This window comes from Pseudomonas sp. AA-38, assembly GCF_029457475.1.
Lineage (GTDB): Bacteria > Pseudomonadota > Gammaproteobacteria > Pseudomonadales > Pseudomonadaceae > Aquipseudomonas.
This window is the reverse complement of record NZ_CP120359.1, coordinates 182,814-195,133: the sequence shown is the minus strand read 5'-3', so window position 1 is coordinate 195,133 and position 12,320 is coordinate 182,814. Positions and strand designations below refer to the sequence as shown.

Genomic DNA, 12,320 nt, shown 5'->3' with positions numbered 1-12,320 from the left:
GGCAGTCACCGTGGCGCTTTGGTCAGGGAGGGGGCGGCATCGGTTTCAGGCTTCTTTTGCCCGATACGGCTCAGTGCGGGCACCAGGGCGAAACCGATAACCACCGCAGCGGTGCCGGCAAGAATCGCCATCGGGCCACCCTTGAGGGCACCGTAGACGTTCTGCTGGGCGGCCATGGCGACCACGATGGGGATGTAGATGGCGCTCCAGAACTCCACGCCCTGTTCCGACTTGCCGGTGAACAGGCCGCGTTTGTTCAGGTAACTGCCGAGGAAGATCAGCAGCATCATGGCGATGCCGACACCGCCGACGTTGGCGGGTACGCCGATGAGTTTGCCCAGCAGCTCTCCGATGAAGATGCCTGCCAGGGTGCAGAACGCCAGAAAGGCGACACCGTAGATGATCATTGTTGTTGTCCTCGTTTGAAGTTGTTGTTCTTGTGCTTCGGTAAAGGCTACGGCTCAGCGGTCGCGACTTACCTCCTGACGCAACATGGCGTCGAGTGTATCCAGGCGCGCACCGCTGAAGGCGATGGCCTGGCCTGGCTCGAAGACGCGGCGGGCAAGGCCGGTCAGCACGCTGCCGGGCGGCAGTTCCAGATGCAGGCGCACGCCGCGCTCATAGGCGGTGACGAGCGTGGCCTGCCAGTCGACGACGCGGCTCATGTTGTAAGCCAGGTCGTCGCGCAAGGTTTCGGGGTCACGGATCAGCCGCGCCGAGCTGCTGCTCAGGTAGCGCACCTGCGGCGCGCGCAATTCGATGTGGGTAAAGGCGGCGGCCAACTTGTGGGCCGGCGCATCGAGCAGCTCGCAGTGCGACGGCACGCTCATGGCCAGGCGCCTGGCGCAGCCGGCGCCGAGCACGCGGGCGCGCTCGGCCACCCTGGCCATGGCGGCATCGCTGCCGGCAATGACAAACTGGGTTTCGGCATTGATATTGGCCAGGTACACCGGGCCTTCGGCGTCGGCCAGCAGGCGATCGACGCTGGCCTGGTCGAGGCCGAGGATGGCGGTCATGCCGTAGCCAGTGGGATAGGCACGCTGCATCAGCTCGCCACGCAAGGCGACCAAACGTGCGGCATCGGCAAAATCCAGCGCGCCGGCCACCACGGCAGCGGCATAGGCGCCGATGGACAGCCCCGCGACATAGTCCGGGCGATGGCCGCATGCACCCAGCAGACGCGCGGCGGCCACACCGGCGATCAACAGGCAGAGTTGCACGGCGCGCGTGTCGCGCAGGGCCTCGGCCGAATCCAGCAGGCGCACATCTTCTCCCAGGGCGGCGCTGGCCTGCTCGATACAGGCCTGCACCACCGGTGCATCGGGCAAAGCCTGCAGCATGCCGGGCTGCTGCGCGCCCTGGCCGGGAAAGGCCCAGAGCGTGCTCATGCCGCCACCTGCTGCGTTTGCCAGGGGTCGCGAACCAGCAGCGGGCCGTCCAGGGTTTTCAGCAATACGCGCGACGAGTCGCCGGCCCATTCTCGCAGCGCCACAGCCCCGTACGGGGTTTCCAGTTGCAGGTCGATACGCCCTGGCGCCTCGTCCAGCAACATGCAAAATGCCCGCGCTTCGGCCCGCGAAACCGGCTCGGGCGCGCGCAGCAGCAGGTCGAGATCGCTGTCCGCATGCGCGGCAGCGATGCCGCTGGCCAGCTCGAAGCCCAGGCTGCCGGTGACACCCCAGGCCAGGCCGAGGTCGTCGAGACGTGGCGCCAATTGGCTCAGCGCGCGTAATGCCGGCCAATGAGGCTGAGCATGATTGCGCCAGTGGCCGGCGCGGGCGACCGCCTGTGGACTGACCAGGCGGCGGATATCACTCAGGCGCATCCACGCGGCATAGCGCTGCTCACGCGCCATGCCACGTATGCCGACCGCCACCCAGCCGGGCTCGGCGGGAGCACGCCGCACCACCACCGGCACATGCCCGCCCAGGGCGGCGCAAGCCCAGGCCGGCGCCTCCTGCGGCAGATGCTCAGGAAACAGGCCCCAGAGCAGATCATGTGGACGGGGTGTCGGGTGCATCGATCTTTCCTCTGTAGGGTGCGCCATGCGCACCGATGCGGTTAATGGTGCGCACGGCGCACCCTACGGTGGCCGTGCGCGATCTATTCACCACTGCGCGCGCAAGGCCTCACGTACCTGCGAGGAGGCCGCGCGATTGGCGGCGCCCAGACGGTTACGCAGATCGCGCGGGCTGCCGGCGATATCGGCCAGGGCGCGGCCCAGGGCCTCCTGCACGCGAGCCAGATCGGCACTGGTCGGCTGCGTCGCCTGCTCGACATCGAGCACGTCAGCCAGCAAGCCAAGCGAAGCGTAGTTATCCAGGTCGTAGGCCATCGGCGGCACGCTGGCGGCCAGCGCCTCCAGCTCGTCGACGCTGCGCAGGGTGATGCGCGCGGCAGCGGCCTTGCCCATGGCATGCACCATCACCCCGGCGTCGCGCAGGGCGATCAGGCGGTTGGCCTGGTAGCCATGGGCGAGGAAGGCACCGGACATGGCCTTGCCCACCAGCAGAGCGATCACCCCATGGCCGGCCAGGCGAGCACGGGCATAGGCGTCCACCGCACCGGCCAGCGCCTGATGGATGCCATAGGCTTCCTCGCGGCGCCCGTAGGCCTGGCTGGGCACGTCGACAATGGCGATCAGCGCGCGCTTGTGCGCCTGGTCGCGGTCGGCCTCGATGGCCTCATCCACGGCCTGGGCCAGGCCCCAGCCTTCCAGCAGGCCGACCTCACCGTTACGGGCGCGGGGGAATGGATTGCTGGGATCGGCGATCACGGCCAGATAGCGCACCGCCTGGCCGGCCAGCTCGCCATCGGCCACCCGCAGCGAGGCAGGCAAACCCTGTTGTGGCTTGGCATCGCCAGCCAGGGCCTGGAACCAGTGCAGACCACGTTGTTGCTGAGCAGTTGTCATGTTCATGCTCCCTGGAAGGCGCTGCGCACGGCAGCGGCATCGGCCTGGATCGAGGTGTCGACGGCGCGCAGGCGCTCGAGGAACCAGGCGTGACGACGGCTGCGCTCCAGCTCGGGCTTACCCTTGGCGAACAGCCCATGCAGCTCGCGGCGAATGGCCTCCACGTCGTCGGCCACGTAGCCATCGACCAGGCCGCTGGCGTGGCGCTGCTCGCCGCCGGTCAGGCTCCAGATAAAGGGACGGTCGCGCGAGTCGTACTCCTCGATGCCCGCTTCCTGCTCGATCACCTGCGGGCCGTTGAGCCCCAGGCGCGCCTCGCGGGTGACCAGCAGGTAGCTACACAGCCCGGCGGCGATGGACATGCCGCCGAAGCAGCCGACCGGGCCGGCCACCAGACCGATCACCGGCTGATACTGGCGCAGCTCGACGATGGCGGCCTGGATCTCGGCAATCGCCGCCAGGCCCAGGTTGGCCTCCTGCAGGCGAACGCCGCCGGTTTCCAGCAGCAGCACGGCGCGAGTCGGCGTGCCGCCCTTGTTGTCCTCGGCGGCCAGCTCCAGGGCGCCGGCGATTTTCGCGCCGCCCACTTCGCCCAGGCTGCCGCCCTGGAAGGCGCCTTCGATGGCGATGACCACGGCTGGCTGGCCGTCGATCGCCCCCTTGGCCACCACCACGCCGTCATCGGCCTGGGGCACGATGCCCTGCTTGGGCAGCCAGGGCGACATCAGCCGGGCAAAGGGATCGAGCAGCTCACGGAAGCTGCCGGCATCGAGCAATGCCCGAGCCCGCTCACGGGCACCGAGTTCGGTAAAGCTGCGCTGCGCCAACAGGCGCTGGATATTCTGCTCAGCCATGGTTGAGTTCCTCCAGGCCCTGTTCCAGGCGCAGGCGCACCACGCCGGGGGTGGCGCCGAAATCATGGATGGCGATATTCAGCGCCGGGACTGGTTGCTCAGCGAACATGCGCTCGAACAGCAGTTGCCAGCGCGGCGCGCTGCCGTTGACCGAGGTGACCACCTCGATGGCCAGGATGCCGGCCTGGCCGGGTTCGAGCAGCACTTCCAGGTCGCCGGAGCCGACGTAACCCACCAGCGCGCGACCCTGGGCCGGTTGCCCGGCGGGGAATTGAAAAGACAGGGTTTCCATTTCACAGACTCCCAAGCTGCGCCGGCAGGCCATGCTGCAGGCGGTCGAGGAACAGGGTGGCGGCAAGCAGATCGGCAGCGCCGCCAGGCGAGGCACGCAGGTGCAGCATGTCGCGCTCCAGCTCGCGCAGGCAGCGGCGCCCGTCGAGGCTGGCGCAACCGCCAGCGGCGAGCACCGCGCGAGCGCCGCTCTGCATGCGGGTCAGCCCGGCCATGCCGGCGCGGTAGAGCACGCAGGTGTCGGCCAGTTGGGTCATGATCGCCAGCAACGCATCCAGGCGGGCGTTCTGCTCCCCTGCCCCGGCAGCGCGGCTGCGCGCCAGTTGCGGCAGCGCCTGCTGGATCACCGCGGGAAAGCCAAGCTGCGCTTCTTCGCGGGCGCCATGCACGCCGTACAGACGGCAGACCTGGGCACCATGGCTGTCGCCCGTGACGGGCGCGGCGCGGTCATCGAGCAAGGCCAGACGCGCGGCGCGCAGGGCGACCTGAGCCGGTTCCAAGACGCGGACATCCAGCGCGGCGGCGGCGCTGAGCAAACCCAGCGCCCAGATGGCGCCGCGATGGGTGTTGACGCCGCCGGTGACGCGCAGCATTTCCACTTCGCCTTCGCGACCGATGCGGCCCACCGCTTCACGCAGGTGCAGGTCGATCTCACCATGCTGCTGCGCAGCCTCGGCCATGGCCTTGAAGCTGGGCCACAGGGCCAGCGCCGAGGCGTGCATCAGGCCCAGGTGCAGGTCGGTGTGCGCACCGCTGCCACGCCGGTCGACGAGCCCCGGTTTGGGCGACAGGTCGGCCTCGTCGATCAGCGCGTCGACTACCAGATCCGCCAGCCAATCGCTCAGCGAAAGCTGGGGCTGAATTGCAGTCAGTGCATTCATCACCAGCTCCTGAACTTGGCGGGCGGGTTGTACAGGCCGCCCGACCACTCGACCAGCTCGGCGATGCTCTTGGCCGCGAGCAATTCGCGGCTGGCATCGGTGCGGCGGATGCCGAGGTCTTCGGGCAGGGCGATCAGCCCTTCGCGGCGCATGCGTGCGGTGTCTTTCGGGTCGTGGCGCAGGCCGATTGCGGTCACCCCGGCCACCGCGGCGATCATCGCCTGGCGTTCCTCCAGCGAGCGCGCCTTGTACAGGTAGGCGATGCCTTCCTCGGTGAGCAGGTGGGTGACGTCGTCGCCGTAGATCATGATCGGCGCCAGGGGCATGCCGGCCTTCTTCGCTACGTCGACGGCATCCAAGCGCTCGACGAAGGTCGGTTTGCCGCCCTCCTGAAAGGTCTCGACCATCTGCACCACCAGCTTCTTGCCGCGTTCGAGCAGGGTCACAGGCTCGGTCATATCCAGCCAGGCCGGGGTGGCGTGGCGACGGCCACGCGGATCGTGGCCCATGTTCGGCGCGCCGCCGAAGCCGGCCAGGCGGCCACGGGTGACGGTGGAGGAATGGCCATCGCCGTCCACCTGCAGGGTGGCGCCGATAAACAGGTCGACCGCGTACTGCCCGGCCAGTTGGCACATCATGCGGTTGGAGCGCATCGAGCCGTCGCGGCCGGTAAAGAACACGTCCGGGCGCTGAGCGATGTAGTTTTCCATGCCCAGCTCGGTGCCGAAGCAATGCACGCTCTCCACCCAGCCGGTCTCGATGGCCGGGATCAGCGTCGGGTGCGGGTTGAGCGTCCAGTTGCGGCAGATCTTGCCCTTCAACCCCAGCGATTCGCCGTAGGTCGGCAGGATCAGCTCGATGGCGGCGGTGTTGAAACCGATGCCGTGGTTGAGCGACTGCACGTTGTGTTTCTGGTAGATGCCACGGATCGCCATCATCGCCATCAGCACGTGCACCGGCTTGATATGGCGCGGGTCGCGAGTGAACAGAGGCTCGATATAGAACGGCTTGTCGGCCACCACCACGAAGTCGACCCAGGAAGCGGGAATGTCCACGCGCGGCAGTTCGTCGACGATCTCGTTGACCTGGAAGATCACGATGCCATCAGAAAACGCGGTGGGCTCCACCAGCGCCGGAGTGTCCTCGGTGCTCGGGCCAGTGTAGATGTTGCCGTGGCGGTCGGCCTGGAAGCCGGCGACCAGGGCGACATTGGGGATCAGGTCCACCAGCAGGCGCGAGTAGAGTTCGATATAGGTGTGGATGGCGCCGACTTCCATCTGCCCGTCTTCGAGCAGTTGGCCGATGCGCAGGCTCTGCGGCCCGGCGAAGGAGAAGTCGAGCTTGCGGGCGATGCCACGCTCGAACAGATCCAGGTGCTCGGCGCGGCTGACGCTCGGCATGATCATGTGCAGGTCGTGCAGGCGGCCGGGGTCAGCCTTGGCCAGCGAGCGGGAGAGAAAGTCCGCCTGCTTCTGGTTGTTGCCTTCAAGCACCACGCGATCGCCGGGGGCGATCAGCGCTTCGAGCGCCGCGACTATCTGGTCGCTGGGCAGCACCACGCCATCGGCGAGCTTGCGCACCTGATCGAGCCGCCGCGCCTTTTCCGCGCGACGACGCGACCACTGCGGCGGTGGGGATATTGTTGTTGTCATCGATGACTCCACGAGTTCCGCTGTCGTGGAGGCACCTTAGGAGCCTGACTGCGAGGTCATCAATCAAGCAGCGAGCGCTATCGTTACGCTCAGGTTAATGATGGCTCAAGCCTGGGCATCGGCGGCATCGTCGCGGATCGAGTGGGCAGGCGCCTTGGCCACTTCCAGCCGGTCACGTCCAAGCTGCTTGGCCTGATAGAGCAGCTTGTCCACGGCGTTGAGGAAATCCAGCGGACGATCCTGCGCGCCCGGCACGATGGTGCCCACGCCGAGGCTGATGGTGAGCAGGGACGACACCGATGAGCGCTCGTGGGGTATGCGCTGCTGGCGCACCTGCTGACGGCAGCGCTCGGCGATATGGAGGGCAGCAGCCTCGTCGGTCTCCGGCAGCACCAGCACGAACTCCTCGCCACCGAAGCGGCCGAGGAAGTCCCGTGGCCGGCTGGCAGCACGGCTCAGCGCCTGGCCGACGCTCTTCAGGCAATCGTCGCCCTGGATATGGCCGTAATGGTCGTTGAACTGCTTGAAGTGATCGATATCCAGCAGGATCAGCGACAAGGGCTGTTGGGTACGCTGGGCGTTGGCCCACTCGCCGGCCAGCACCGTGTCGAACATGCGCCGGTTGGCCACGCCGGTGAGACCGTCCTTGTAGGAGTATTCTTCCAACTGCTTCTGCAGGGTCAGCAGTTGTTCCTCGGTCTTCTTGCGTTCGCTGATGTCGAACATGAAGCCGATCAGCGAATCCACTTCGCCCTTGTCGTTGCGCACCACATGCACCACGTCGCGAATCCACACATAGTCGCCAGCGGCGGTCAGCGCGCGGTAGTCGGCCTCATGGTCGACGCCGTTCTGCGATTGCGAGATGCAGAACTCCACGACCCGCTCACGATCATCCTCGTGTATGCGCGCCGCCCAGTCCTCGGCGCTGACCCAACTGGCCTGCGCCCAGCCCAGCAGACTCTCGATCTGCGGGCCGATGTAGGCGAAGGTCATGGTCTTCCAGTCGATCTTCCAGGGGATCGCTCGGGTCGACTCCAGCAGGGTCTTGTAGACCGCCTGATCAGTTGCTTCGCTCATGCCGTCACCTCTGCCCGACTAGCGCTTGTTTATAGCGCAAAAGCGGGTCGCCAAGGTGACGAGCTAGAGAATGTTCATCAGGTCTCGCTGGCTTTCAACCCGGCATACAGGCGGGTCAGTTCGTTGAGCTGACGGAACAGCGAGTCGGTGCTGACGGTGATCACGGTAGGGACGAAGTCCTGCTCGGCGTGCAGGTCGATGCCCTTGAGGGTGAAGCCCCAGTGGGCGCGCGCGCGGCGCTGGGCGGCGGCGATTTCTTCGTTCGGCGTGCCACGCGCTTCCAGTTCGCCGAGGATGGTCTCGAAGTCCTTGACCGATTTGTCCAGCTTGGCATCGAGATCGGGCACCTGCACGCGCCAGGACTTGGCCATGTAGAGCATGGCGATGCGCTGGGTCTGCACGCGCGCCCAACCGCTGCGGTTGACCGTGGCGCCCATCTCGCCGAGGTGCTTGGCCATCGCATCGGTCACGGCCTGGGTCTGCTGCAGCAGGGTCTCGCTGGTGGCCAGCAGGGCGGCGGCCTTGGCCTGCTCCGGCTTGGCCTCGAGTTGCTGGCGATAGGTGGCCCAGGTGGCATCGACCTTGGCCAACGCGGCCTTGATCTCGGGGTTGGGCGCATACTCGCCCAGCGCCTTCTGGCTGGCCTCGAAACGCTCGATGGTTTCCTGCAACTGGCGCTGGGCGGCGTCCACACGCACGTCCGCACCTATCATCAGGTAGTCCTTGGCCATGCGCTGGCCCAGGGAGCGCTGCAGGCCAGCCATGTTCATGGCTTCCGAATCCGTGGGCACGGCGGCCCAGAGAGGCGCACTCACCAGCGCCGTGAGGCCCAGGGCGAGGAGGATCAGGTACTTCTTCAACACGTCGGTACTCCAATTCGGGAACGAGGCAATGCACCGGAGGCATGCGCCACCGGCAACGGTTGAACCCTTGAGGCGGGATTCTTGTAGGAATGAGACTGGCAGCGGCGGCGGGCATCAGGGCCCAGTGGCTGCGAGAAAGGGCGCGATAATAGCTGTTAAAGCGCCATCATTCTGTGCGAGCAGTCAAGAAGCGGACGACTGGTCGCATACTCACCGCAGGTCTACCCCCACCCCTCCAAGCGCATGCTTGCCCGCACCAGGCGCTGCTCTTCCTGCTCGATCTCCTGCAGGTTGTCGCGGATGCTGTGGATATGGTCGCGCGCCGCGCGCTGAGCCTGTTCCGGCAGGCGTTCGATCACCGCGTGGTACAGGCGCGAATGCTGGCGGTCGATCTGCCGCTTCTGCGCCGGGCGGTGGTAGAGGTTGTTCACCGAGGCGAACACGGTGCTGAGCATCAGGTCGGTGAGCGATTGCAAGGTGTGCACCAGCACCGGGTTGTGCGAGGCCTCGCAGATGGCCAGGTGGAAGGCATGGTCGAGGCGCGCGTGCTCGCGCGGGTCGACCGGCTGCTCCTGGGCATGGGCAGCCAACATTTCTTCGTAACGCCGGGTGAGCAGTACGAAATCCGCATCGGTGCCGCGCAACGCCGCCAGGCGTGCCGACTCGCCTTCGAGCAGGCCGCGCACTTCCAGCAGGTCATATAGGGTGCGCGGCTGTGAGTTGAACAGGTGCATCAGCGGGCTGGCGTCACGCTTGCCGCTGAGCTTGGCCACCCGTGAGTCGCGGCCCTGGGCGGTGTCGATGATGCCGCGCCCACGCAGTACCTTGAGCCCTTCGCGCAGCGCCGAGCGGGAGATGCCCAGCTTCTCGCACAGGCGCCGTTCCGAAGGCAGCGGCTGGCCCACCTTGAGTACACCATCGACGATCAGCCGCTCGATACGCTCGGCCACCACGTCACTGACCTGACGTCTTGCCGTGTTCTGTTTCACCTCCATCACGCCCTCGCTCACTGGTCGTACCAGTCGATCAGATGCTTTCCAGCCTTAGCCAGCCCTTGCCATGAAGCCTTATACCACGCGCATCTCATGCCTTTTAAGCTGAAAGTCTGGCGAAAGAAACTGGTCGTACCAGTACCAGCAAAGATGGACGAAGGGCAGCAGGCCGCCTAAACATGCGGGCCAAGGTCGCGACATGACCGCCCATAACAAAAGCGTCCACGAACGAGCCTGCCATGAGCATTCTGTACGACGAGCGCATCGACGGCGCGCTACCCGAGGTCGACAAGGCCGCCCTGCTGGCCGAGCTGCGCCAGCGCCTGCCCGACCTCGACATCCTGCACACAGAGGAAGACCTCAAGCCCTACGAGTGCGATGGCCTGTCCGCCTACCGCACCACGCCCATGCTGGTGGTGCTGCCCGAGCGCATCGAGCAGGTGCAGCAGTTGCTCAAGCTCTGCCACGCCCGTGGCGTGCCGGTGGTGGCGCGCGGTGCCGGTACGGGGCTTTCCGGCGGCGCGCTGCCGTTGGAGAAAGGCATCCTGCTGGTGATGGCGCGCTTCAACCAGATTCTCGAGATCAACCGCGAAGGGCGTTTTGCCCGCGTGCAGCCCGGCGTGCGCAACCTGGCGATCTCCCAGGCCGCCGCACCGTTCGACCTGTATTACGCCCCCGACCCGTCCTCGCAGATCGCCTGCTCCATCGGCGGCAACGTCGCCGAGAACGCCGGCGGCGTGCACTGCCTGAAGTACGGCCTGACCGTGCACAACCTGCTCAAGGTGGACATCCTCACTGTCGAGGGCGAGTTCATGACCCTCGGCAGCGACGCCCTGGATGCGCCGGGTTTCGACCTGCTGGCGCTGTTCACCGGCTCCGAGGGCATGCTCGGCATCGTCACCGAGGTGACGGTCAAGCTGCTGCCCAAGCCGCAGGTGGCCAAGGTGCTGCTGGCGGCCTTCGACTCGGTGGAAAAAGCCGGTCGCGCGGTGGGCGACATCATCGCCGCCGGCATCATTCCCGGCGGCCTGGAGATGATGGACAACCTGGCAATCAGAGCGGCGGAGGACTTTATCCACGCCGGCTACCCGGTGGAGGCCGAAGCCATCCTGCTCTGCGAGCTGGACGGCGTGGAGGCCGACGTCGCCGACGACTGCGAGCGCGTCCGTGAAGTGCTGGAAAAGGCCGGTGCCACCGAAGTGCGCCTGGCCCGCGACGAAGCCGAGCGGGTGAAATTCTGGGCCGGGCGCAAGAACGCCTTCCCCGCGGTCGGGCGCATCTCGCCGGACTACTACTGCATGGACGGCACCATCCCCCGCCGCGAGCTGCCCGGCGTGCTGCGCGGCATCGCCGAGCTGTCCGAGGAATACGGCCTGCGCGTGGCCAATGTGTTCCATGCCGGCGACGGCAACATGCACCCGCTGATCCTCTTCGATGCCAACGTGCCCGGCGAGCTGGAGCGCGCCGAGGCCATCGGCGGCAAGATCCTCGAACTCTGCGTCAAGGTCGGCGGCAGCATCACCGGCGAGCACGGCGTGGGCCGCGAGAAGATCAACCAGATGTGCGCGCAGTTCAACAGCGACGAGATCACCCTGTTCCACGCAGTGAAGGCGGCGTTCGACCCCAGCGGCCTGCTCAATCCGGGCAAGAACATCCCCACCCTGCACCGCTGCGCCGAGTTCGGCGCCATGCACGTGCACCACGGCCAACTGCCCTTCCCGGAACTGGAGCGCTTCTGATGCAGCATGATTTCGATGCCAGCGCCGCGCTGCTGGAACAGGTCAACCACGCGCTCAATAGCGCCACACCGCTGCGCATCCAGGGCAGCGGCAGCAAGGCTCATCTGGGTCGCGCCACCCCGGGTGAGGTGCTGGATACCCGCCAACATCGCGGCATCGTCAGCTATGACCCCACCGAGCTGGTGCTGACCGCCCGCGCCGGCACGCCGCTGGCCGAGATCGAGGCCGCGCTGGAGGCCAACAACCAGATGCTGCCGTGCGAGCCGCCGCACCTGGGCGATGGCGCCACCCTCGGCGGCATGGTCGCCGCCGGGCTGTCCGGCCCGCGCCGCCCCTGGGCCGGCTCGGTGCGTGATCAGGTGCTCGGCACCCGGGTGATCACCGGCCAGGGCAAGCTGCTGCGCTTCGGCGGCGAGGTGATGAAGAACGTCGCCGGCTACGATCTGTCGCGGCTGATGGCCGGCAGCTTCGGCTGCCTTGGCCTGCTCGCCGAAGTGTCGCTCAAGGTGCTGCCCAAACCGCGCCAGGTACTCAGCCTGCGCCTGGAAGTGGACGCCCTGCATGCCCTGAACAAGCTCGCCGAATGGGGCCAGCAGCCGCTGCCGATCAGCGCCGCCAGCCACGACGGTGCGGCGCTGCACCTGCGCCTGGAGGGTGGTGAAGGTTCGGTACAGGCCGCACGCCAACGCCTGGGTGGCGAAGAGATCGACAACGGCTACTGGCATGAGCTACGCGAACAGCGCCTGCCGTTCTTCGGCGCCAGCGGCACCTTGTGGCGTCTGTCGCTGCCGGCCAATAGCGGTCTGCTCGACCTGCCCGGCCGCCAGTTGATCGACTGGGGCGGCGCGCAGCGCTGGCTGAAGACCGATGCCGATGGCGAGCTGATCCAACGCGTAACGGCCAAGCTCGGCGGCCACGCTACCTGCTTCGCTGCCGGCCACGCCCACCCCTTCCAGCCGCTGGCCGCACCACTGCTGCGCTACCAGCGCCAGCTCAAGAACCAGCTCGACCCCCAGGGCATCTTCAACCCTGGCCGCCTATACGCCGAGGTATAAGA

13 protein-coding genes are annotated in these 12,320 nt (G+C 66.9%); 2 read left to right on the top strand and 11 right to left on the bottom strand.

Going from position 1 to position 12,320, the window contains the following annotated elements:
• Window positions 1-5: 5 nt before the first annotated feature.
• From madL to glcC, 11 genes are all read right to left on the bottom strand, one after another.
• Window positions 6-407, bottom strand: coding sequence for a malonate transporter subunit MadL (gene madL, locus PVE35_RS00895; protein ID WP_268180427.1), 402 nt, complete (start codon window positions 405-407; stop codon window positions 6-8).
• A 54-nt stretch (window positions 408-461) separates the two neighbouring features.
• A complete protein-coding gene (mdcH, locus tag PVE35_RS00890) occupies window positions 462-1,388 on the bottom strand; it encodes a malonate decarboxylase subunit epsilon (RefSeq protein ID WP_277373477.1) in 927 nt (308 codons plus the stop codon).
• Entirely contained in the window at window positions 1,385-2,020 is a 636-nt protein-coding gene (locus PVE35_RS00885) for a malonate decarboxylase holo-ACP synthase (protein ID WP_277373476.1), read from the bottom strand. The genes mdcH and PVE35_RS00885 overlap by 4 nt, the downstream gene beginning before the upstream one ends.
• Before the next feature lie 87 nt (window positions 2,021-2,107).
• Complete coding sequence (gene mdcE / locus PVE35_RS00880) at window positions 2,108-2,914, bottom strand: biotin-independent malonate decarboxylase subunit gamma (RefSeq protein ID WP_277373475.1); 807 nt, start codon at window positions 2,912-2,914, stop codon at window positions 2,108-2,110.
• 2 nt (window positions 2,915-2,916) lie between these two features.
• A complete protein-coding gene (locus PVE35_RS00875) occupies window positions 2,917-3,768 on the bottom strand; it encodes a biotin-independent malonate decarboxylase subunit beta (RefSeq protein WP_277373474.1) in 852 nt (283 codons plus the stop codon).
• Window positions 3,761-4,060, bottom strand: a complete 300-nt coding sequence (locus tag PVE35_RS00870) for a malonate decarboxylase subunit delta (RefSeq protein WP_277373473.1) — start codon at window positions 4,058-4,060, stop codon at window positions 3,761-3,763. The genes PVE35_RS00875 and PVE35_RS00870 overlap by 8 nt, the downstream gene beginning before the upstream one ends.
• 1 nt (window position 4,061) lies before the next feature.
• Window positions 4,062-4,940, bottom strand: coding sequence for a triphosphoribosyl-dephospho-CoA synthase (locus PVE35_RS00865; protein ID WP_277373472.1), 879 nt, complete (start codon window positions 4,938-4,940; stop codon window positions 4,062-4,064).
• On the bottom strand, window positions 4,940-6,592 hold the full coding sequence (mdcA, locus tag PVE35_RS00860) for a malonate decarboxylase subunit alpha (protein WP_277373471.1): 1,653 nt from the start codon (window positions 6,590-6,592) through the stop codon (window positions 4,940-4,942). Before mdcA ends, PVE35_RS00865 begins: the two co-directional genes overlap by 1 nt.
• Window positions 6,593-6,697: 105 nt before the next feature.
• Window positions 6,698-7,669 (bottom strand): GGDEF domain-containing protein, encoded by a 972-nt coding sequence (locus tag PVE35_RS00855; RefSeq protein ID WP_277373470.1) that lies wholly within the window; start codon window positions 7,667-7,669, stop codon window positions 6,698-6,700.
• 77 nt (window positions 7,670-7,746) lie between these two features.
• Window positions 7,747-8,532 (bottom strand): type IV pili methyl-accepting chemotaxis transducer N-terminal domain-containing protein, encoded by a 786-nt coding sequence (locus PVE35_RS00850; RefSeq protein ID WP_277373469.1) that lies wholly within the window; start codon window positions 8,530-8,532, stop codon window positions 7,747-7,749.
• Window positions 8,533-8,753: 221 nt separating this feature from the next.
• A complete protein-coding gene (gene glcC, locus PVE35_RS00845) occupies window positions 8,754-9,527 on the bottom strand; it encodes a transcriptional regulator GlcC (RefSeq protein ID WP_277373468.1) in 774 nt (257 codons plus the stop codon).
• Between the two features lie 236 nt (window positions 9,528-9,763).
• Here glcC and glcD point away from each other — a divergent pair, with 236 nt between their 5' ends.
• Both glcD and glcE read left to right on the top strand, forming a co-directional pair.
• Entirely contained in the window at window positions 9,764-11,263 is a 1,500-nt protein-coding gene (glcD, locus tag PVE35_RS00840) for a glycolate oxidase subunit GlcD (RefSeq protein ID WP_277373467.1), read from the top strand.
• Window positions 11,263-12,318: a glycolate oxidase subunit GlcE gene (gene glcE, locus PVE35_RS00835; RefSeq protein ID WP_277373466.1), complete on the top strand. Its 1,056-nt coding sequence runs from the start codon at window positions 11,263-11,265 to the stop codon at window positions 12,316-12,318. Before glcD ends, glcE begins: the two co-directional genes overlap by 1 nt.
• Window positions 12,319-12,320: the final 2 nt, after the last annotated feature.